Source organism: Mesorhizobium sp. M0293, assembly GCF_040321735.1.
Lineage (GTDB): Bacteria > Pseudomonadota > Alphaproteobacteria > Rhizobiales > Rhizobiaceae > Mesorhizobium.
Genome location: NZ_JAMYSA010000021.1, coordinates 46,759 through 66,863, shown reverse-complemented (window position 1 = coordinate 66,863; position 20,105 = coordinate 46,759). Strand labels below are relative to the sequence as shown.

Below are 20,105 nucleotides of genomic sequence, written 5' to 3'. Positions count from 1 at the left end.
CTTGTGAGGAGAATAATGACCGCAAGGGAAAGCGGTAAGCAAGACCGAATGCGACATGCCGTGGCGTAAATCGTACGTCGCAATTGGATCAATGAAATCGGCGCTCAAAGAAGCGCGCGTGGCACCTTCTCCTCGAAATTGCGCTCGAAAACGAGCTCTTCGCCCTCATAGGCTTCGATTTTGGCGCTGACGATGAAGTTTTGCGCGTCCGATCGCATTTCTGCCGATGTCTCGGTGCGTACCGACCATCCATTTCGCGACAGGGTCTGCGTCCAGCGCGTCTTCCCCGAGGCCGACAGCGGATCGTCGGGGTGGATCGTCCAGGTCTCGCGGGCGATGCTGCCATTGGCCAGGCCATGGGCGAGATCGCGAACCTCGCCGAAATCATCTGTTATGGAAAGCGTGACAATTCCGGTCTTCTCGTCGCGATCGACATGGCGCTCGGAACTGGTGGCGCGGATCGTTTCGGTTGCCCAGGGGGTGGCACCTTCCGGCGAGGCGAACGTTACTTCGTCGCCTGTCGCCAGCGGCCGTAGCGGCAAGCTGAGCGTCGCCGCCGACAAGGTGAGCTGTACCGGCTCCGGCGACGGCCAGATCATCGGCCAATAGGTGTTCGAAACGGCAACACGCAAGCGGTGGCCGGCCGGCACGCGGTAGGCGCATTGATCGAGCACGACGCGTGCCGACACGGTTTCGCCCGGCACCAGCGCTTCCGGAAATTCGTGCGAGTTGCGATGCGTCAGGTTGAGCACGCCATAGGAGATCAACTCCGAGGCGCCGTCGGGATGCACGTCGCAAAGTCGGACAGCGATGTTGGCTTGGCGCCGGTCGGAGGACAGCCGCACCTCGACTTCCGGCGCGCCGACAATGTCGATCGTCTCGCCGAGTTCCGGCTGGTCGAAACACACCGACACCGCATCGTCCGGGCGCTGGTCGCCGGGCAGTTCCGGGCCGAAAGTGAAGGGAAAATACTCGCCGCCGGCCAGGCCGCAGCTTTGCGGCGAGGCAACGATGGCAGGCCTGCTACCATCAGCGATAAGCTCAATCGATTGCGTCTTGATGTTGGACGACGGCCATTGCTGCTCCGCAACCCAGCGGCCCGGCCGCTCGGGATGCCAGCGCGCCGGACGCACGCTGTCCATGACATAGGCGCGGTAGGCGGGGTCGGCCTCGACGCCTGTGTCGATATCCTTCAGCCATCGGTCCCACCAGCGCAACGCCTCCTGCAGGAAGCCGATGGCGGGCTTAGGCCCGGCGTAATGCGGGTATTTGTGGATCCACGGCCCGATGATGCCCTTGACCGGAGCTTTGATGTTGCTGGCCAGATGCGAGACGGTGTTGCGGTAGCCGTCATGCCAGCCACCGATCGACAGCACCGCGGCCTTGACGGCGGAAAAATCCTCGCAGATCGAGCCGCGCTTCCAGTAGGCGTCGCGGTGCTGGTGCTTCAGCCACAGCGGCGCCAGGAAGGACTGGTTCTCCAGTCGGGTCAGCCACAGGTCGCGCCATCTGTTGTCGCCGGCCAAAAGAGGATCCGGCGGCCGCGACGAGTAGGACAGCATGGTCGAGGCCCAGCCGAAATTCTCGATCAGCAGGCAGCCGCCCTTGTAGTGGATGTCGTCGGCATAGCGGTCGACGGTCGAACACAGGCTGATCACCGCCTTCAGCGCCGGCGGCTGCTTGGCCGCGACCTGCAGGCAGTTGAAGCCGCCCCAGGAAATGCCCATCATGCCGACATTGCCGTTGCACCAGGGCTGGCTTGCCGCCCAGGCGATGACGTCGCAGGCATCCTGCAATTCCTGCTCGGAATACTCGTCGTCCATCAACCCTTCGGAATCGCCATTGCCGCGCATGTCGACGCGGATCGAGGCGTAGCCGTGGCCGGCGAAATACGGATGCGTCAGCTGATCGCGGAAGATGGTGCCGTCGCGCTTGCGGTAGGGCAGATGCTCGAGGATCGCCGGCACCGGATCGTCGCCGGCATCTTCCGGCATCCAGACCCGCGCCGACAGCCGGCAGCCATCCGGCATGACGATCCCCATATCCGGAAATTCGACGACCTTGCGGGGAAATTCGGTGACTGTTTTCATGGCTGCATAACGCCCCGCGACGCGGCGACTTTCAATCGCCATTCGCGACTGGAGCAGCGAAAAATGCGACCTGTGCCGCTACCGCAATTCATCCAGCAGTTCGGGATGTTTTTCCAGCAGCGTCATCAATTGAATGGTCGGGCCACTCGGCTCGATCAGGCCCCTTTCATACTTGTCGAAAGCATTCTCGCCGACTTTGAACAGAGATCCTGCCTCGCGCTGCGACAGATTGAGCTTTGTGCGCATGCGGCGGATGGTTGCCGGGGCCGGCACACCATCGATCTTCTCCTTGAGGGCGCGGAGCGCGGCGTCGACGGCAGCCATGTCATCTCCGACATGCACACCCTCGTCACCGGATGCTGGATAGTAACCCGGAAGGTCGACAATTATGCTCTCGCCCTTGTACGCTACGGTGAATGGACGCACTTCACGCGTGAGCGTTTCCCCGGTTTCGGGGGAAATCATGGTCCGATTTTCTTCTCTTGTCGCCATGATCATTTCTCCTTGAACGACATGACCGTGAACTCAGTCACGACATCCGCTTGGAATTTCACGTAGAGGATCAGGTCGCGCACCGGCACGTGATAGACATCCTGCCAGACCCGATGATCCGCAAAGGTCGTCATGGACTTCACGAACATTTTTCGCGTCATGCCGCCGATCACCTCGACCACACCGGCACGGTCGAAGCCAAGACCGGTGGCATCCCGCAGAGCGGATGTCGTGATCGCCAGCGTATCGACAGACCCGAACGTCGTCTTGATGGCATCAAGATCGTAGGTGGGCCTGCGTTTCTCCATGACACAATATGCCACCATAAAGGGGGCAATTCAAGAGTGTGCCATCGGCAGGCCTGAGAGCCTAATTCAGCGGAATGTCGTTCTCATCCTTGTTCGCCTGATAGGCGCCGGACAATTCGTCGTAGCGTGCCGAAATCTCGCTGATCCGCGTTTCCAACCGCTGGCGCTCGGCCTTGGGCAGCGACCGCACCAAGCGGCGAATGGAAAAACTCTTCCAGTAAGCGTTCTCGGCATTATAGCCGCCGGGATCGAGGGTGAAGACCTCTTTCAGGATCTTCAAATCATGCGGGATGGCGAAACTGTCGCGTGAGTCCTCATGGCTGAACAGATAGTAGAAATTGTCGAAGCCGGTCCAGGTGATAGCCGACAGGCACAGCGAGCACGGCTCGTGCGTGGCGATGAAGATGGCGTCTTTCGTATCGACGCGCTCCGCCTTCGGCATTTCGTAGAAGCGCTTCAGGCAGTGCACCTCGCCATGCCAGAGCGGGTTCTCGATCTCGTTGTTGGTCTCGGCCAGCACCAGCGAATGGTCGTCCTTGCGCAGGATCGCCGCGCCGAACAGCTTGTTGCCGTGGGCGACGCCTTCGGCCGTCTTCGGCACGATATCGTGCTCGATGACGTCGAGCAGGCGGTCGATCAGCGAAATGTCGGTCATTACGGGTCTCCTGCTGCATGTCGCCCAAAAGTGCCCCCGGTTTTGGGGCGACGACATGCACAAAAAATCAAGGGAGATGGATCTCGTAGGCGTGCGAGAAATGGAATTCCTCGAGGTTGGAGCCGTCGCCGCCACGGTCGACGATCAGGAAGTCCTGAGCCTCGCCGAGCGGCGTCAGCACGCCATGCCAGAGATTGCGGGAATAGTTGATGCCCTGTCCGGATGCGGTGATGAAGGCATGCGGCTCGCCCGGCCCCTCATCGCCATCGTGGCAGACGACGACCAGGAACGGGCGTGGCGACAGCGGGATGAAGGCCTGGCTGCCGAAGGGGTGGCGCTCGACCATCGTCAGCTTCAGCGGCAATTCGTAGGGCGTGCCGCGCACCATCGAGATGAGCACGCGGGCATTCGGCCCGGTCGCCTCGGCGGTGGCGAGATCGTGGTAGCGCTCGGCCCTGCCGCCATTGATCGGGTAGTGGTTGTCGCCGCCCATGTCGATGACGTCGCCAAATGGAGCAAAGCTTTCGCGGGTCAGCGGCCGCGCGACGATACGGGTCATGGCGCGCGCTTTGCGATGCCGGCGCCGCCGAGCTTGGCGTGCCGGTTGACGTCCTTGTAGAGCAGATAGCGGAATTTGCCCGGACCGCCGGCATAGCAGGCCTGCGGACAGAAGGCGCGCAGCCACATATAGTCACCGGCCTCGACCTCGACCCAGTCCTGGTTGAGACGATAGACCGCCTTGCCCTCCAGCACATAGAGCCCGTGCTCCATGACATGGGTCTCGGCGAAGGGAATGACCGCGCCGGGTTCCAGCGTCACAATGGTCATGTGCATGTCATGGCGCAAATCGGCTGGGTCGACGAAACGCGTCGTCGCCCAGCGGCCCTCGGTGCCGGGCATCGGCGTTGGCACGATCTCCTGTTCGTTGGTGAAGAAGGCTTCGGGCGCATCGAGACCGTCGACCGCCTCGTAGGCCTTGCGAATCCAATGGAAGCGGACTTCGGCCTTGCCTTCGTTGCGAACCGTCCAGACGCTGGCCGGCGGCAGGAAGGCAAATCCACCAGGCCGCAACACGTGCTTCTTTCCTGCAAGCAGAACCGTCAATTCGCCCTCGACCACGAACAGGGCGCCTTCGGCGCCGGCATCGGGTTCCGGCCGATCGCTGCCGCCGCCGGGCGCGACCTCGACAATGTACTGCGAGAACGTTTCGGCAAAACCGGATAGCGGTCGCGATAAGATCCAGACGCGGGCCTTGTCCCAGAACGGCAGAGCGCTGGTGACGATGTCCTGCATCACGCCCCGGGGGATGACGGCATAGGCCTCGGTGAAGACGGCGCGGCCGGTCAGCAGCTCGCTTTGGCCGGGGTTGCCGCCATGCGGTGCATAATAGGTTCGCTCGGGCATCCTGATCGTATCCATGGGTTTCAAACCTATTGCGGAAGCATGTCCTTGAGGCGGAGCAGCGCGATGCGCTCGACCTGTTTGCAGGCGGTTTCGAACTCGACGCCCCGGCTGTTGCCGATGCGCGTCTCGAATTCGGCGAGGATCTCCTCCTTCGTCTTGCCCTTCACCGCGATGATGAAGGGGAAGCCGAAGGTAGTGACGTAGGCGGCGTTCAATTTGGAGAACAGCTCGCGTTCCTTGTCGGTCAGCGCGTCTAGCCCAGCCGAGGCCTGTTCCCTGGTCGATTCCGCCGTCAGCCGTTTGGCCTTGGCCAGCTTGCCGGCAAGGTCGGGGTGGGCGTTGAGCACCGAAAGCCGCTCGGTCTCGCTGGCGGCACGGAAGATGCGGCAGAGCGCATTGTGCAGGCCACCGGCGGAGTCATGCGCCGGCCCCAGTTCCAGTTCATGGGCGCGTTCTGCGATCCAGGGCGAATGCTCGAACACGCCACCGAAGGTATGGACGAAGGTCCCGAATTCCATCTTGGATGGCCTGAGTGCCGCCGGCTTGTAGGGATGGTTCTCCTGCCAGTGCCTGGCGATATCGATGCGTCGCGCCAGCCAGACCTTGTCATGCGATTTGACATAGTCGACGAAGCGCTTCAGCGCCGCGGCCCGCCCCGGACGCCCGACGAGGCGGCAATGCAGGCCGATGTTCATCATGCGCGGTCGGCCGGCCTTGCCTTCCGCGTAGAGCGTGTCGAAACTGTCTTTGAGATAGGCAAAGAACTGGTCGCCCGAATTGAACCCTTGCGGCGTGGCGAAGCGCATGTCGTTGGCATCGAGCGTATAAGGGATGATGAGCTGCGTGCCGCCCGCGTGCTCGAACCAATAAGGCAGTTCGTCGTCATAGGTGTCCGACACGTAGTCGAAGCCACCCTCTTCCGCCACAATTCGCACCGTGTTGACCGATGTGCGGCCCGTATACCAGCCGGTCGGGCGCTGGCCCGTCACCTCGTAATGCAGTTTGATCGCCGCTTCGAGGTCGCTACGCTCATCCTCGGCGCTATGGTCGCGGTAGTCGATCCATCTCAGACCGTGCGAAGCGATCTCCCAGCCGGCTTCCTGCATGGCCGTGACCTGATCGGGCGAGCGGGCGAGCGCGGTGGCGACGCCGTAGCAGGTGATCGGCACCTCGGCTTCGGTAAGCAGCCGCAGCAGCCGCCAGAAGCCGGCGCGGGCGCCATATTCGTAGATTGATTCCATATTCCAGTGACGCTGGCCCACCCAGGGTGCCGCACCAACGATTTCCGACAGGAAGGCCTCGGACGCCTTGTCGCCATGCAGCACGCAGTTTTCGCCGCCTTCCTCGTAATTGACGACGAACTGCACGGCGACATACGCACCGCCAGGCCATTTAGGGTCCGGCGGATTGGCTCCGTAGCCGCGCATATCTCTGATGTAACGCATCGTCCCTCCCGCCGGGCGCCGCCCGAAGTATGATCAGAATATCGAAAGGACTGCTCGCGCATTCCCCCGAAAATTTTTGAAAGTGTTTTTGTCGCACTCCGCTCGACCGGGACTTATGCATCGCCTTTAATTGGCGCACAATTCACTGTTGATACTTGATCGTACCGGGCCAATTCGCTCGTACCGGAAATGGGAGGCGGCCAATGGCAGAAACGTCGAAAGCCGATGGCGGGCGTCTGACGACCCATGTCCTCGACACGGCGACCGGCAAGCCGGCGGCGGGACTGTCGATCGCGCTTTATCACCTCGAGGGCAAGGCGCGGACACATCTGAAGACTGTAGTCACCAATGCCGACGGCCGTTGCGATAAGCCGCTGCTCGTCGGCGCGGAGTTCCGTACCGGCGAATACGAACTGGTCTTCGCGGCCGGTGATTATCTGCGCCAGCAGGGAACGAAATTGCCGAGCCCGGCCTTTCTTGACTTGATACCAATTCGTTTCGGCGTGGCCGAGCCGGTGCACTATCATGTGCCGCTGCTCGTCTCGCCCTATGGCTACTCGACCTACAGGGGGAGCTGAGGCATGGCCAATGTCAATATCCGCAACGAGATCCGCTTCATTCTTAATGGCAGGGATGTCGTGCTTTCATCGGTGGCCCCTGATGCAACCTTGCTCGACTGGCTGCGGCTCGACCGTTCGCTGCGCGGCACCAAGGAAGGCTGCGCCGAAGGCGATTGTGGGGCCTGCACGGTGCTGGTCGGCAAACTATCCGCTGGCGGATTGGTCTACGAAAGCGTCAATGCCTGCATACGCTTCCTCGGCTCGCTGGACGGCACCCATGTCGTAACCGTCGAGCATTTGCGTGGGTCACCGGGGCAGTTGCACCCGGTGCAGCGGGCGATGGTCGATTTCCACGGTTCGCAATGCGGCTTCTGCACGCCGGGTTTCGTCATGTCACTCTATGGCCTGTGGATGAGATCATCAGATCCGTCGAACGCGGCAATCGAAAAGGCGTTGCAGGGTAACCTATGCCGTTGCACCGGCTACGAGGCGATCATGCGCGCGGCGCATGCCATCTCCAGCTACGGCAAGGTGGCGAAGGACCCGCTGGCGGCGGAGCGCAAGGCGATCACCGCGAGGCTTGAGGCCATGCATGACGGGGCGCGGATCGAGATCGGTTCGGCCAAGACGCGGCTGGTCATTCCGGCCAACGTCGACGATTTCGCCGCCGTTCTGGAAAAGGAACCGGGCGCCACCATCGTTGCCGGCGCGACCGATGTCGGTCTGTGGGTGACCAAACACATGCGCGATATTTCGCCTGTCATTTTCATAGGCAATCTCGACGGGCTTTGCATCATCTCGGAAGACGACGGCGTCATTTCGATCGGCGCCGGCGTGACCTATACCGAGGCGTTCTCGACGCTGGCCAGACGCATCCCTGCGCTGGGGCCGCTATTCGATCGCATCGGTGGCGAGCAGGTGCGCAACATGGGCACCATCGGCGGCAACATAGCCAACGGCTCACCGATTGGCGATATGCCGCCGCCCCTGATCGCGCTCGGCGCGCGGCTGACGCTGCGCAAGGGCAACAAGCGGCGCACGATCCCGCTGGAAGCCTTCTTCATTGCCTATGGCAAGCAGGACCGGCAGCCGGGCGAGTTCGTCGAGGCCGTGCAGGTGCCAGTGCCGGCCAAGGGCACAAAATTCGCCGTCCACAAGATCACCAAGCGCCGCGACGAGGACATCACGGCAGCCCTCGGCGCCTTCTTCCTGACGCTGGCCAGGGATGGCACGGTCGCGGATGTGCGCATCGCCTATGGCGGCATGGCGGCGACGCCGAAGCGCGCATCTTCCGTCGAAAAAGCGCTGCTCGGCAAGCCGTGGACCGAACAGACAGTAGAAGCGGCGATGGCCGGATATGCCGAGGATTTCACCCCGTTGACCGACATGCGAGCCTCGGCCGAATATCGCGCCCTGGCGGCGCGCAACCTCTTGCTGCGCTTCTTCGCCGAGACCAGCGGCACCAGGGAGCCGATCCAGGTTTCAAGGCACGAGGCGGCATGATGAACAAGCACGCCGCGCCCAACCCTAGGGCTGAAAAGATTTCCGGCGGCGTCGCCACCGATCAGCGCCACGATTCCGCGCACAAGCATGTCAGCGGCACCGCCGTCTACATTGACGACATGCCGGAACCGGCCGGTACGCTGCATGGCTGCCTCGGACTTTCGGCTGCCACGCATGCCACCATCACCAGCATGGATCTCTCGGCGGTGCGTACAGCGCCCGGCGTTGTCGACGTGCTGACGGCCAAGGACGTGCCGGGCGAGAACGACATTTCGCCGACCGGCCGCCATGACGAGCCGGTGCTGGCCGATGGCAAGGTGCAATTCTACGGCCAGCCGATCTTTTGCGTCATTGCGCAAACCCGCGAGCAGGCGCGTCGTGCAACAAGGCTGGCCAAGGTCGAATACGAGGAATTGCCTTTCGTCACCGACATCGGCGAGCTCGATCCGAACAGGGACAAACTCGTCACGCCGCCTCTTACGCTGAAGCGCGGTGATGCCGCTACAGCGATCCGTCAGGCGCCGCGCCGACTGAAAGGAAAAATGCGCGTCGGCGGTCAGGAGCATTTTTATCTCGAAGGCCATATCGCCATGGCCGTGCCCGGCGAGGACCAAGACGTCACCATTTATTCCTCGACCCAGCATCCGAGCGAAATCCAGCACATGGTCAGCCACGCGCTCGGCGTGCCGAGCAATGCCATTACGGTGGAAATCCGCCGCATGGGTGGTGGTTTCGGCGGCAAGGAGACGCAAGGCAGCCAGTTTGCCGCATTGGCCGCGATCGCCGCGAAGAAACACCATCGCGCCGTGAAAATCCGGCCCGACCGTGATGACGACATGATCGCCACCGGCAAGCGTCATGATTTCCTCGTCGACTACGAAGTCGGCTTCGACGACGAGGGCAATATCCTCGGTGTCGACTTCATGTTCGCGGCACGCTGCGGTTTTTCATCGGACCTGTCCGGCCCGGTCACCGATCGCGCGCTGTTCCACTGCGACAACACCTATTTCTGGCCGGCGGTACATGCCCAATCGGCGCCGCTCTACACCAACACCGTGTCGAACACCGCCTTCCGTGGTTTCGGTGGCCCGCAAGGCATGGTCGGCGCCGAGCGCGTCATCGACGAGGTCGCCTTTGCCGTCGGCAAGGACCCGCTCGAAATCCGCAAGAAGAATTTCTACGGCACATCAGACCGCAACGTCACGCCCTACCACCAGACGGTCGAGGACAACATCATCCAGCGCATCGTCGCCGAACTGGAGGAGAGCGCCAGCTATGCGCGGCGGCGGCGCGAAATATCGGCCTTCAACGCCAACAGCCGTTTCATCAAGCGTGGCCTGGCGTTGACGCCGGTCAAGTTCGGCATTTCCTTCACTGCCACGCACTACAATCAGGCTGGCGCGTTGGTGCATGTCTACACCGATGGTTCGGTGCATCTGAACCATGGCGGCACCGAGATGGGGCAGGGCCTCTACGTCAAAGTGGCGCAAGTGGTGGCGGAAGAGTTCCAGATCGACCTCGACCAGGTGAAGATCACCGCGACGACGACCGGCAAGGTACCGAACACCTCGGCCACGGCGGCGTCGTCCGGTTCCGACCTCAACGGCATGGCGGCGCGGAATGGTGCTCGCCAGATCAAGGATAGGCTGACCGATTTCGCCGCCGAAAAATATCAGGTACCGCGCGACCAGGTGCTGTTCCTGCCCAACCGGGTGCGCGTCGGCAACCAGGAGATCGCCTTCGCCGACCTCGTCAAGCAGGCCTATATGGCGCGCATCCAGCTTTCGGCGGCGGGGTTCTACAAGACGCCGAAAATCCACTGGAACCGCGACAAGGGCGAGGGCCGCCCGTTTTACTATTTCGCCTATGGCGCCTCGTGCTCGGAGGTCTCGGTCGACACGCTGACCGGTGAATACATGGTCGAGCGCACCGACATTCTGCATGATTGTGGCCGGTCGCTGAACCGGGCCATCGACATCGGCCAGATCGAGGGCGGCTTCATCCAGGGCATGGGCTGGCTGACGACGGAAGAACTGTGGTGGGACGACAAAGGCCGGCTGCGCACCCATGCGCCGTCGACCTACAAGATTCCGCTCGCCTCCGATCGGCCGAAGATTTTCAACGTCACCCTGGCCGACTGGCCGGAAGCGGGTGAGCCGACCATCCACCGCTCCAAGGCGGTCGGCGAGCCGCCGTTCCCGCTCGGCATGTCGGTGCTGCACGCCCTGTCGGATGCGGTGGCGAGCGTCGCCGACAACAGGATCTGTCCCCGTCTCGACGCGCCGGCAACGCCGGAGCGGGTTCTGATGGCGATCGAGCGGCTGAAGACCGAGGCGAAGGCCTGATTCTGGCGCCAGGGTCGGCAATGCGTGCAATTCAGGCCGAAAAACCCTATGTTTCCCGCACGGGAACACGAATGATGAATTCGAAAGTGCAAAGCCTCAAAGACTTCCTTGCTGGTCAAGGCCGCATCGCTTTGGTCGAGGTCGCCGGCACGAAAGGGTCGACGCCACGTGAGAAGGGCGCCCTCATGCTCGTCTCGCAATCGGCAATCCTGGGCACGATCGGCGGCGGTCAGCTCGAATACATGGCGATCGACAAGGCCCAGCAGATGCTTTTCTCCCCCTCAAGGGGGGAGATGGCCGCGAAGCGGCCAGAGGGGGTCGGCAGAGGCAGCGCGCGACCTAAAACGTCGAGCACTGCCGCGGCGACCCCACCCGACGGCTTCGCCGCCACCCTCCCCTAAAGGGGGAGGGATATTCGCGCCACTCTCGACGTCCCGCTCGGCCCTGAAATCGGCCAATGCTGCGGCGGGCGTGTCGAAGTGCTGATCCGGCTTGTCGATGCCGCGCTCGCTGCCGAGCTGGTTGCGGCTGCGGAAGCCGAGGAGGCACAGCTGCCGCATGTCTATATCTTCGGCGGCGGCCATGTCGGCCAGGCACTGGCCTCGACGATAGCGCTTCTCCCCGTGCACGGCGTCGTCATCGAGACGCGGGCCGAGGCGCTGGAAGGCATGCCGGAAACCGTCGAGACCCGGCTGACAGCTATGCCGGAAGCGATGGTGCGCGATGCTCCGGCCGGCACTGCCTTCGCCATCCTCACTCACGACCACGCGCTGGATTTCCTGATCGTGGCCGAAGCGCTGAAACGCGGCGACGCCGCCTATGTCGGCATGATCGGGTCGAAGACCAAGAAAGCGACATTCAAGAACTGGTTCCTGAAATCGGCGGACGGCAGCGAAGCCGAGTTTGCCCACCTCGTCTCGCCGATCGGCGGCGACGCCGTCAAGGACAAGCGCCCCCAAGTCATTGCGGCGCTTGCGGCGGCCGAGATCATGACAGCGCTGGTCATGCACACCGCAGCGCCGAATGCTGGTCAACAAGTCCCGCACGAGAAGGCGATAGCCGGCTAAGTTTTCCGGACAGATACTCAGTTTCAATTGCCCGAAAACCTATTTGCTCGACGCATCTCATGCAGGTCGTTTCAAGCCCAGATGGTCGCGTAGCGTTCGGCCTTCATAGTCCTTGCGGAACAGGCCGCGCCGCTGCAGTTCCGGCACGACCAGCGTGGCAAAAGCATCAAGTTCGCCGGGGAAGTATGAGGGCATGACGTTGAAGCCGTCGGCCGCACCGCCCTCGAACCGCGCCTGCAGCTCGTCGGCGACCTGTGCCGCTGTGCCGACTATGCGCCAATGGCCGCGCGCGCCGGCAAAATGCCGGGCAAGCTGGCGGATGGAGAGGCCGTCGCGGCGCGACTGCTCGACGACCAGCGCCTGCCGGCTTTTCATCCCCTCGCTCTCCGGCAATTCCGGCAGCGGCCCGTCGATCGGATAGCGCCATAGGTCGGAGATGCTGAGATAACTGGACAGCAGCGCAACGCCGACATCGTCAGGGATCAGCTCTTGCAATTCCTCGTATTTTTCACGGGCCTCCGCCTCGGTTTCCGCCACCACCGGCGCGACGCCCGGCACGATCTTGATATCGTCCGGCTCACGCCCATAGGCCGCCAGACGCCCCTTGAGATCATCGTAGAAGGCCTTGGCCTCCTCGAAAGTCTGCGCCGCCGTGAACACCACATCGGCGGTGCGGGCGGCGAGGTCGCGGCCGACATCCGAAGCGCCAGCCTGAACCAGCACCGGCGCGCCCTGCGGCGAACGCGGCAGGTCGAGCGGATCCCGTACCGAAAAGCTCTGGCCGTCATGACCGGAAGCCCCATCGAGCTTGCCGTGCCAAAGCCCAGCAACGACCTCGGCGAATTCACGCGCCCTCTCATAGCGGTCCGCATGGGGCTTGAGGCCCGTCGAGCCGAAATTGGCGGCCTCGATGGGACTGGCCGAGGTGACCAGGTTCCAGCCGGCCCGACCGCCGCTCAGATGGTCGAGCGACAGGAAGGTCCGCGCCAGCCCGTAAGGCTCGTTGTAGCTTGTCGACGCCGTCGAAACGAGGCCGATGCGGCTGGTCTGGACGGCGAGCGCCGACAGCAGGCTGATAGGCTCGAAACCGATCGAGCGCGACGTCTGGCTGGCGATGCCGACATTGGCTTCGCGCAGACCGGCAGCATCCTCGCAGAAGATCATGTCGAATTTCGCCGCTTCCGCAGTGCGCGCCAGCTGGATGTAATGGTCGATGTCGACGCCCGCCGTGACATGCGCTTTTGGATGGCGCCAGGCGGCGATGTGATGACCTGTCGCCCACAGAAAGGCGCCGAGCTTCATCTGGCGGGCGGTCATTGGTCGCCTCCGCCGGCAAGTCCGAGATGCGAGCGCAAGGTGGCGCCGCGATAGCTCTCTCGAAACAGGCCGCGCCGTCGCAGCTCCGGCAAAACCAGATCGACGAAATCGTCGAGTGCTGACAGTTGTGCCGGCATCCGGATGTTGAACCCGTCGCAGCTTTTCGCCTGGAATCCTTTTTCCATGCTGTCGATGAGGGTCCGCCTGGCGGTACCATCGGTAACGAGTGAGATATTCGTCAGAAGCCTCACAGCATCAGGGTCGCGTCCGCAGGCGACAACGCGGCGCTTCAGATCCACATAACGTGCTTTCGTGCCATTGATCGGTCCGTCGTCCAGCAGGATGACATCGGCGGTGCGGGCGGCGGCATCCAAGTCGGGTTCCGACAGATCCGACAAGACAAGCACCGGCGTGTCCTGCGGCGAGCGCGCGACATTCAACGGTCCGCGCACGGAGAAGAACTCGCCCTTGTGGTCGAGCAGGTGCATCTTTTCGGGGTCGTGGAAGCGGCCTCCGGTTTGGTCGAATAGCAGCGCATCTGCATCCCAGCCCTGCCACAGGCCCTGAACGATGCCGATATATTCCTGCGTGCGACGGCGAAAATCGTCGCCGGAAAATCCTTCGGGCCGGCTGAAATTGGCCGCCTCGCGTGGCGCCTGCGTCATGGTCGCGTTCCAGCCGGCTCGGCCATGGCTGATGATGTCGAGCGAGGCAAAACGGCGCGCCAGATTGTAGGGTTGGTGGGCAATTGTCGAGGCAGCGGCAACGAGGCCGATCCTGCTGGTGACCGTCGCCAGTGCAGCCAGCAACGTCGTTGCTTCGAAGGGCATCTGCCCGTTTGCCGCATCGTCGCCCGAAGCAGGCGCGGTATCGGCGAGCACCACCATGTCCAGCTCGGCTGCTTCTGCCTTTTGCGCGAACTGCGCCAGACGGGTGAATCCCGGATCGGCACCGGACGATGCATCGGCGATCCCCGGAAATAGCGAAACGGCAAGGTGCATTGTGGCGCCATTGTCCATCGATGGTTCCTGAAAGACCAAACAGAGCCGGAACTATGTTCGGCGCTGGCAGGGATGGCAACCGCCGGCGCTGGGCCAACTACCGGTCACTTGCCGGCCAGCGAGCTCCCGAGTGCGGTAGTTTAGACGGGTCGTATCTGCTTGCGGTGGCGGATCGCATACCTTGATGATTAGCCGAAACGCTCTCCGCTTCGTCATCCTATGGCGGAGCAAGGAGCGAAGCGACGCGGCGTAGACCATAGGATCCATGCCGCGACCTCCGAGCGGTACCAGCGGTGCAGAATTCTGTTCCGCTGCGCCATTCGGCGAAGATCGCGGCATGGATCCCAGGGTCTCCGCGACGGAGCTTCGCTCCTGCTCCGCCCAGGGATGACGAGGTTGGGAGGCTTTCGGCCAATCTCGAACGTCGGCGTCAAGGATCGACCGGTGCCACAGGCAACCCTCACTTCCCCGCAAGCAGATCGTTGATCAGCCGCTGGCAGCGCTCGGCCATGAAGTCGAGCAGCAGTCGCACTTTTGGATCCTGCAGCTTCTTGTGCGGATAGACGGCGGCGAACTGCACCGGCGTCGGCGGCGTGTTGGCCAGGATCACCTTCAGTCGCCGGTCGCGGATGAACGGCTCGACCTCGAAGCGCGGCTTGTTGATGATGCCGCGTCCAGATAGCGCCCAGCCGGTCAGCACGTCGCCGTCATCGGTGTCGTAGGGCCCGTGCACTTCGAATTTCTGCGGGCCTGTGGGGGTCTGCAGCGTCCATACATATTCGCGCGCGCCGGAATAGCGCAGCATCAGGCAATCGTGCTTCTTGCCGATCAACTCCTGCGGCTCCACCGGTTCGCCGCGCGCCTCCAGATATTTCGGCGCCGCCACCAGCACACGCTCGCATTCCATGATGCCACGCATGCGCAGGCTAGAATCCTCAATGATGCCGAGCCGGAAGGCGACGTCTATGCCTTCCTTCATGATATCGACATTGTGGTCCGAGAGCCTGAGCCGCACCTCGATATCAGGATACTTGTCGTGAAAATCCGGAATGCCCGAAGCCACCAGCCGGCGCCCGAGGCCCAAGGGTGCAGTGACGCGGATGGTGCCGCGTGGCTGGCCGGAAAGCGCCGATACGGCGGCTTCCGCCTCGGTGATTGCCTCCAGCACCTGCTTGGCGCCCCCGTAAAAAACCGTACCATGCTCGGTCGGCATCAACTGCCGCGTGGTGCGGTTGAACAGCCGCACGCCCAGGTGCTTCTCCAGCTCCTTGATGCGGTTGGAGGCGACCGCCGGCGAAATGCGCATGTCGCGCCCGGCCGCCGACAGGTTGCCGAGCTCGACGACGCGGACGAAGACGGAGATGTTGTCGAGATAGGCCATGCGGAGCACCTTCGCCGGTTTGCAGCGATAAGCCTAGTATTTTCCATTTTTTTTTGAAAGTCATCGTGCACCTCGCCCCTTTCCGTTTGCGCTCCAGCCCGTAAAGTCACCCAATCGGCAGGGACGACTTCAATGATGGATTTCGCGATTTTCTGGGACTGGCTGAGCTTCGCCGTGCGCTGGCTGCATGTCATCACCGGCATCGCCTGGATCGGCTCGTCCTTCTACTTCGTCGCGCTCGATCTCGGCCTGCGCCAGCGCCCGGGCATGCCTGTCGGCGCCTTCGGCGAGGAATGGCAGGTGCATGGCGGCGGTTTCTACCACATCCAGAAATATCTGGTGGCGCCGGCCGAAATGCCGGAACACCTGACCTGGTTCAAATGGGAATCCTACGCCACCTGGCTGTCCGGCTTCGCCATGCTGTGCGTCGTCTATTACGCCGGAGCCGATCTGTTCCTGATCGATCCCAACGTGCTGCCCATGTCGGTGCCGGTCGGCATCTTGCTATCGCTGGCAACGATCGGCGTCGGCTGGGTGGTCTATGATCTGCTGTGCCGCTCACCGCTTGGCAAGAGCGACACCGGGCTGATGTTGGTGCTTTACTGCGTGCTGGTGTTCATCGCCTGGGGGCTGACCCATTTGTTCACCGGGCGTGCCGCCTTCCTGCATCTGGGTGCCATCACCGCGACGATCATGTCGGCCAATGTCTTCATGGTAATCATCCCCAACCAGAAGATCGTCGTCGCCGACCTCATCGCCGGGCGCAAGCCCGACCCGAAATACGGCAAGATCGCCAAGCAGCGCTCCCTGCACAACAACTATTTGACGCTGCCGGTGCTGTTTCTGATGCTGTCGAACCATTATCCCCTGGCGTTCGGCACTGAGTTCAACTGGGTCATCGCCTCGCTGGTGTTCATCATCGGCGTCTTGATCCGGCACTATTTCAACAGCGTCCACGCGCGCAAGGGCAACCCGCATTGGACCTGGCTGGGTGCCCTCGTCTTGTTCATCATCATCATCTGGCTGTCGACCGCACCGAAGGTGCTGACCGGCGGACCCCGGGAATCGGCGGCGGCGCAAATCTATGTCGCTTCAGCGCATTTCCCGGCCGTGCGCGACACCGTGCTCGGCCGCTGCTCGATGTGCCATGCGGCGGAGCCGGTCTATGAGGGCATCTACCATGCGCCTAAGGGCGTGATGCTCGACACGGATGCGGATATCGCCAACCACGCCCGCGAGATCTATCTGCAGGCCGGCCGCAGCCACGCCATGCCGCCCGCCAACGTCTCGCAGATCACCGACAAGGAACGGGCGCTGCTGGTGGCCTGGTTCGAAGGCGCAGGGAAATAGCATGATTTCGACACTTCTGCGCGGCCGCACTCTGTCCTTCGTGCGCTGGCCGCAAACCATCGACGACCACTCGGCCTGGCGCTACGAGGACGATGGCGGCTTGCTGATCCGCGACGGCAGGATCGTTGCCTCTGGTGCCTATGCCGAGGTTGAAAAGCAGGCAGGCGAAGCGGCGAAAAGAATCGACCACCGGCCGCATCTGCTGCTGCCGGGCTTCATCGATGCGCATGCGCATTTCCCACAGATGCAGATCATTGCCTCCTATGGCGCCGAACTGCTCGACTGGCTGAACACCTACACTTTTCCGGAAGAGACGAAGTTCGCCAATGCCCAGCATGGCCGCCGCATCGCGCGGCTGTTCCTGGACGAGGTGGTGCGCCATGGCACCACGACGGTCGCCGTCTACTGCTCGGTGCACAAGGCTTCGGTCGAAGCCTTCTTTGCGGAGTCGCATGACCGCAACATGCTCAACATCGCCGGCAAGGTGATGATGGACCGCAACGCCCCCGACGGCGTCCTCGACACGCCGCAATCCGGCTACGACGACACAAAGGCGCTGATCGCCGAGTGGCACGGAAAGGGGCGGCAGCTTTATGCCATCACCCCACGCTTCGCCATCACCTCGTCGCCAGAGCAGATGGAAATGGCCGGCACGTTGTGCCGCGAATACCCCGACCTGCACATGCAGACGCATCTGTCGGAAAATCATGCCGAGATCGCTTTCACGAAAGAACTCTATCCCTGGTCGCGCGACTACACCGACGTCTACGAGCATTATGGGCTGTTGGGGAAAAAGAGCCTGTTCGGCCATTGCATCCATTTGTCGGAACGCGAAGCGGATGCGCTTTCGGACTCGGGCTCGGTGGCGGTGTTCTGTCCGACCTCGAACCTGTTCCTTGGCTCCGGCCTGTTCGATTATCAGCGCTTTCGCCGCCGCGACAAGCCGATCCGCATCGCCGCCGCCACCGACGTCGGCGGCGGCACCAACTATTCGATGCTGCGCACCATGGACGAGGGCTATAAGGTGATCGCGCTGAACGGCGAGAAGTTGAACCCGTTCCAGTCCTTCTGGCAGCTGACGCGCGGCAATGCCGAGGCGCTGTCTGTGGCGGATAAGATAGGCACGCTGGATGAAGGCACCGACGCCGACATCGTCGTGCTGGATGCCAGGGCGACGCCGGCGATGCGGCTCAGGATGGAAACGGTCGAGACGCTGGCGCAGGAATTGTTTCTCTTGCAGACGCTGGGCGATGACCGCACTGTCCGCGAGGTTTATGTCGCTGGGCGGCCCGCCAAGAGCGACATGATCGCGGGGTAAGACCCCCTCATCCGACCGGATGAGGGGCTGCCGCGACGCGCGCTTGACCGGGCGGAGCTTGTCGTACAAACGACGTGTGACGATTTTCGGAGAGAGAAAATGGCCGTTGCTGACGACATCGCTCTGATCAAGAGACAGGAAGAGACTCTTGTCTTCGCCGCTTTTGATGAGGCCGTTGCGTTCAAGATCGGCTCGGCCATCCGCAACCGGGCTTTGGCCGAGAACCTGCCTGTTATCGTCGAGATCAGGACCTTCGACCGGCCGCTGTTCTATGCCGCAATGCCCGGCTCGAACGCGTCCAATCCCGATTGGGCGCGTCGCAAGATCAATGTCGTCAGGCGATTCCTGAAAAGCACCTACCGCATGGTGCTGGAACAGCAGCGCCCTGACCGCACCTTCAAGATCGGTGAGGGCCTCGACATTTCGGACTATGTGCTGGCCGGCGGTGGTTTTCCGGTGACCGTCAAGGGCGCCGGCGTCATCGGCGTAATAGCCGTCTCCGGACTGCCGGAGCGCCAGGATCACGGCGTGGTGGTCGATGCGCTGTGCGATCATTTGGGCGTCGACAAGCGCGGGCTGGCATTGCCTCGGGAAGCCGAATGACCGTGCTCGACCCCAAATCGTTCCTCACTTCGATTTTCAACGCCGCCGTCGCCGCCGCCGATCCGGAACGAACCATCCGGGATCATTTGCCGGCCAAGCCCAAGGGCCGCACCATCGTCATTGGCGCCGGAAAAGGCTCAGCGCAGATGGCGGCGGCGTTCGAGAAGGTCTGGGAAGGCCCGATCGAAGGGCTGGTCGTCACCCGCTATGGTTACGGCGCGACCTGCGAGCGCATCGAGATCATCGAGGCGGCGCATCCGGTGCCGGACGCCGCCGGGCTTGAAGCCTCGCGCCGCCTGCTCGCCAAGGTCCAGGGACTGACAGCGGACGATCTGGTCGTCGCGCTGATTTCGGGTGGTGGCTCGGCGCTGCTGCCGTCTCCGGCCGGCAGCCTGACGCTGGCCGACGAGATCGCCGTCAACGAGGCGTTGCTCGCCTCGGGCGCGCCCATCGCGGCGATGAACACCATCCGCAAGCACCTTTCCACCATCAAGGGCGGCAGGCTGGCAGCGGCCGCTTGGCCGGCCAGGGTGGTGTCGCTGGTCGTTTCCGACATTCCCGGCGACAATCCGGCGCTGGTCGCCTCCGGCCCGACAGTGCCGGATACCGGCAGCCGCGGCGACGCACTGGCCTCGATATCAGCCTATGGCATGAAACTACCGGTCGCGGTGATGGCGCACATCAATTCGCCGTCCGCCGATGCGCCAAGCCCTGGGGATGAACGCTTTTCGCGCAATAAGGTGCATCTGATCGCCTCGGCCGGCGTGTCGCTCGAAGCAGCGGCTGCGGAGGCGAAACGACAGGGCATCGAGGCCGTCATTCTCTCCGACGCGATCGAGGGCGAAGCGCGCGAGGTCGGCGGCGTGCATGCGGCCATCGCCCGCGAAGTGGCGACGCGCAACCGCCCATTTTCGAAGCCGGTGCTGATCCTGTCCGGCGGTGAAACCACTGTGACACTTCGTGCCAGGGGCAAGGGCGGCCGCAACTCGGAATTCCTGCTCGCCTTTGCCATCGGCATCAACGGCGTCGAAGGCATCCACGCGCTGGCCGCCGACACCGACGGTATCGACGGTTCGGAAGACAATGCCGGCGCCTTTGCCGACGGTTCGACCGTGTCGCGCATGCGGGCAGCCGGGGTCGATGCCAAGGCTATGCTGGCCGGCAACAATGCCTGGACGGCCTTCAACGCGGTTGGCGATCTTTTCGTGCCGGGTCCGACCGGCACGAATGTCAACGATCTCAGGGCAATCCTCGTCGGATAATCCC

At 62.8% G+C, this 20,105-nt stretch carries 17 protein-coding genes and 1 pseudogene; 8 read left to right on the top strand and 10 right to left on the bottom strand.

Annotated features, from left to right (window positions below):
- Positions 1-104: 104 nt before the first annotated feature.
- The 7 genes from NKJ06_RS10965 to puuE form a co-directional block, all read right to left on the bottom strand.
- Complete coding sequence (locus NKJ06_RS10965) at positions 105-2,090, bottom strand: CocE/NonD family hydrolase (protein ID WP_352628267.1); 1,986 nt, start codon at positions 2,088-2,090, stop codon at positions 105-107.
- Between the two features lie 78 nt (positions 2,091-2,168).
- Positions 2,169-2,582: a type II toxin-antitoxin system MqsA family antitoxin gene (locus NKJ06_RS10960; protein ID WP_352603250.1), complete on the bottom strand. Its 414-nt coding sequence runs from the start codon at positions 2,580-2,582 to the stop codon at positions 2,169-2,171.
- Positions 2,583-2,584: 2 nt separating this feature from the next.
- Positions 2,585-2,890 (bottom strand): type II toxin-antitoxin system MqsR family toxin, encoded by a 306-nt coding sequence (locus NKJ06_RS10955; protein ID WP_352628266.1) that lies wholly within the window; start codon positions 2,888-2,890, stop codon positions 2,585-2,587.
- 61 nt (positions 2,891-2,951) lie between these two features.
- Positions 2,952-3,545, bottom strand: a complete 594-nt coding sequence (locus NKJ06_RS10950; protein WP_352628265.1) for a nucleoside deaminase — start codon at positions 3,543-3,545, stop codon at positions 2,952-2,954.
- A gap of 67 nt (positions 3,546-3,612) precedes the next feature.
- Positions 3,613-4,104, bottom strand: coding sequence for an ureidoglycolate lyase (locus NKJ06_RS10945; RefSeq protein WP_352628264.1), 492 nt, complete (start codon positions 4,102-4,104; stop codon positions 3,613-3,615).
- Positions 4,101-4,964, bottom strand: a complete 864-nt coding sequence (locus NKJ06_RS10940; protein WP_352628263.1) for a bifunctional allantoicase/(S)-ureidoglycine aminohydrolase — start codon at positions 4,962-4,964, stop codon at positions 4,101-4,103. Before NKJ06_RS10940 ends, NKJ06_RS10945 begins: the two co-directional genes overlap by 4 nt.
- An 11-nt stretch (positions 4,965-4,975) precedes the next feature.
- Positions 4,976-6,394, bottom strand: a complete 1,419-nt coding sequence (gene puuE / locus NKJ06_RS10935; protein WP_352628262.1) for an allantoinase PuuE — start codon at positions 6,392-6,394, stop codon at positions 4,976-4,978.
- Positions 6,395-6,597: 203 nt separating this feature from the next.
- On the opposite strand from puuE, the gene uraH reads away from it, so the two are divergent.
- The 4 genes and pseudogenes from uraH (at position 6,598) to xdhC (ending at position 11,869) form a co-directional block, all read left to right on the top strand.
- Complete coding sequence (gene uraH, locus NKJ06_RS10930) at positions 6,598-6,972, top strand: hydroxyisourate hydrolase (RefSeq protein WP_352628261.1); 375 nt, start codon at positions 6,598-6,600, stop codon at positions 6,970-6,972.
- Positions 6,973-6,975: 3 nt separating this feature from the next.
- Positions 6,976-8,457 (top strand): xanthine dehydrogenase small subunit, encoded by a 1,482-nt coding sequence (gene xdhA, locus NKJ06_RS10925; protein WP_352628260.1) that lies wholly within the window; start codon positions 6,976-6,978, stop codon positions 8,455-8,457.
- Complete coding sequence (gene xdhB / locus NKJ06_RS10920; RefSeq protein WP_352628377.1) at positions 8,457-10,802, top strand: xanthine dehydrogenase molybdopterin binding subunit; 2,346 nt, start codon at positions 8,457-8,459, stop codon at positions 10,800-10,802. The genes xdhA and xdhB overlap by 1 nt, the downstream gene beginning before the upstream one ends.
- 74 nt (positions 10,803-10,876) lie before the next feature.
- Positions 10,877-11,869, top strand: a pseudogene (gene xdhC, locus NKJ06_RS10915) (xanthine dehydrogenase accessory protein XdhC).
- Between the two features lie 57 nt (positions 11,870-11,926).
- Here xdhC and NKJ06_RS10910 read toward each other — a convergent pair.
- The 3 genes from NKJ06_RS10910 to NKJ06_RS10900 form a co-directional block, all read right to left on the bottom strand.
- Positions 11,927-13,186 (bottom strand): LLM class flavin-dependent oxidoreductase, encoded by a 1,260-nt coding sequence (locus NKJ06_RS10910; protein ID WP_352628259.1) that lies wholly within the window; start codon positions 13,184-13,186, stop codon positions 11,927-11,929.
- Entirely contained in the window at positions 13,183-14,205 is a 1,023-nt protein-coding gene (locus NKJ06_RS10905; RefSeq protein WP_352628258.1) for an LLM class flavin-dependent oxidoreductase, read from the bottom strand. Before NKJ06_RS10905 ends, NKJ06_RS10910 begins: the two co-directional genes overlap by 4 nt.
- Positions 14,206-14,647: 442 nt before the next feature.
- Complete coding sequence (locus NKJ06_RS10900; RefSeq protein ID WP_352628257.1) at positions 14,648-15,568, bottom strand: LysR family transcriptional regulator; 921 nt, start codon at positions 15,566-15,568, stop codon at positions 14,648-14,650.
- Between the two features lie 132 nt (positions 15,569-15,700).
- Between NKJ06_RS10900 and NKJ06_RS10895 the strand changes: the two genes are divergently transcribed.
- The 4 genes from NKJ06_RS10895 to NKJ06_RS10880 all read left to right on the top strand — a co-directional run bounded on the left by NKJ06_RS10895 (position 15,701) and on the right by NKJ06_RS10880 (position 20,101).
- Positions 15,701-16,918 carry a urate hydroxylase PuuD gene (locus NKJ06_RS10895; RefSeq protein WP_352628256.1) on the top strand — a complete coding sequence of 406 codons (1,218 nt, stop codon included), beginning with the start codon at positions 15,701-15,703 and terminating at the stop codon, positions 16,916-16,918.
- Between the two features lies 1 nt (position 16,919).
- Entirely contained in the window at positions 16,920-18,236 is a 1,317-nt protein-coding gene (guaD, locus tag NKJ06_RS10890) for a guanine deaminase (protein WP_352628255.1), read from the top strand.
- A gap of 99 nt (positions 18,237-18,335) precedes the next feature.
- Positions 18,336-18,839, top strand: coding sequence for a heme-degrading domain-containing protein (locus tag NKJ06_RS10885; protein WP_352628254.1), 504 nt, complete (start codon positions 18,336-18,338; stop codon positions 18,837-18,839).
- Positions 18,836-20,101 carry a glycerate kinase type-2 family protein gene (locus tag NKJ06_RS10880; RefSeq protein WP_352628253.1) on the top strand — a complete coding sequence of 422 codons (1,266 nt, stop codon included), beginning with the start codon at positions 18,836-18,838 and terminating at the stop codon, positions 20,099-20,101. The genes NKJ06_RS10885 and NKJ06_RS10880 overlap by 4 nt, the downstream gene beginning before the upstream one ends.
- Positions 20,102-20,105: the final 4 nt, after the last annotated feature.

What these genes read in the sequence shown, in the direction of transcription:
- NKJ06_RS10965 (WP_352628267.1), bottom strand. Translation starts at nt 2,090, where the DNA reads ATGAAAACAGTCACCGAATTTCCCCGCAAGGTCGTCGAATTTCCGGAT.
- NKJ06_RS10960 (WP_352603250.1), bottom strand. Translation starts at nt 2,582, where the DNA reads ATGGCGACAAGAGAAGAAAATCGGACCATGATTTCCCCCGAAACCGGG.
- NKJ06_RS10955 (WP_352628266.1), bottom strand. Translation starts at nt 2,890, where the DNA reads ATGGAGAAACGCAGGCCCACCTACGATCTTGATGCCATCAAGACGACG.
- NKJ06_RS10950 (WP_352628265.1), bottom strand. Translation starts at nt 3,545, where the DNA reads ATGACCGACATTTCGCTGATCGACCGCCTGCTCGACGTCATCGAGCAC.
- NKJ06_RS10945 (WP_352628264.1), bottom strand. Translation starts at nt 4,104, where the DNA reads ATGACCCGTATCGTCGCGCGGCCGCTGACCCGCGAAAGCTTTGCTCCA.
- NKJ06_RS10940 (WP_352628263.1), bottom strand. Translation starts at nt 4,964, where the DNA reads ATGGATACGATCAGGATGCCCGAGCGAACCTATTATGCACCGCATGGC.
- puuE (WP_352628262.1), bottom strand. Translation starts at nt 6,394, where the DNA reads ATGCGTTACATCAGAGATATGCGCGGCTACGGAGCCAATCCGCCGGAC.
- uraH (WP_352628261.1), top strand. Translation starts at nt 6,598, where the DNA reads ATGGCAGAAACGTCGAAAGCCGATGGCGGGCGTCTGACGACCCATGTC.
- xdhA (WP_352628260.1), top strand. Translation starts at nt 6,976, where the DNA reads ATGGCCAATGTCAATATCCGCAACGAGATCCGCTTCATTCTTAATGGC.
- xdhB (WP_352628377.1), top strand. Translation starts at nt 8,457, where the DNA reads ATGAACAAGCACGCCGCGCCCAACCCTAGGGCTGAAAAGATTTCCGGC.
- NKJ06_RS10910 (WP_352628259.1), bottom strand. Translation starts at nt 13,186, where the DNA reads ATGACCGCCCGCCAGATGAAGCTCGGCGCCTTTCTGTGGGCGACAGGT.
- NKJ06_RS10905 (WP_352628258.1), bottom strand. Translation starts at nt 14,205, where the DNA reads ATGGACAATGGCGCCACAATGCACCTTGCCGTTTCGCTATTTCCGGGG.
- NKJ06_RS10900 (WP_352628257.1), bottom strand. Translation starts at nt 15,568, where the DNA reads ATGGCCTATCTCGACAACATCTCCGTCTTCGTCCGCGTCGTCGAGCTC.
- NKJ06_RS10895 (WP_352628256.1), top strand. Translation starts at nt 15,701, where the DNA reads ATGATGGATTTCGCGATTTTCTGGGACTGGCTGAGCTTCGCCGTGCGC.
- guaD (WP_352628255.1), top strand. Translation starts at nt 16,920, where the DNA reads ATGATTTCGACACTTCTGCGCGGCCGCACTCTGTCCTTCGTGCGCTGG.
- NKJ06_RS10885 (WP_352628254.1), top strand. Translation starts at nt 18,336, where the DNA reads ATGGCCGTTGCTGACGACATCGCTCTGATCAAGAGACAGGAAGAGACT.
- NKJ06_RS10880 (WP_352628253.1), top strand. Translation starts at nt 18,836, where the DNA reads ATGACCGTGCTCGACCCCAAATCGTTCCTCACTTCGATTTTCAACGCC.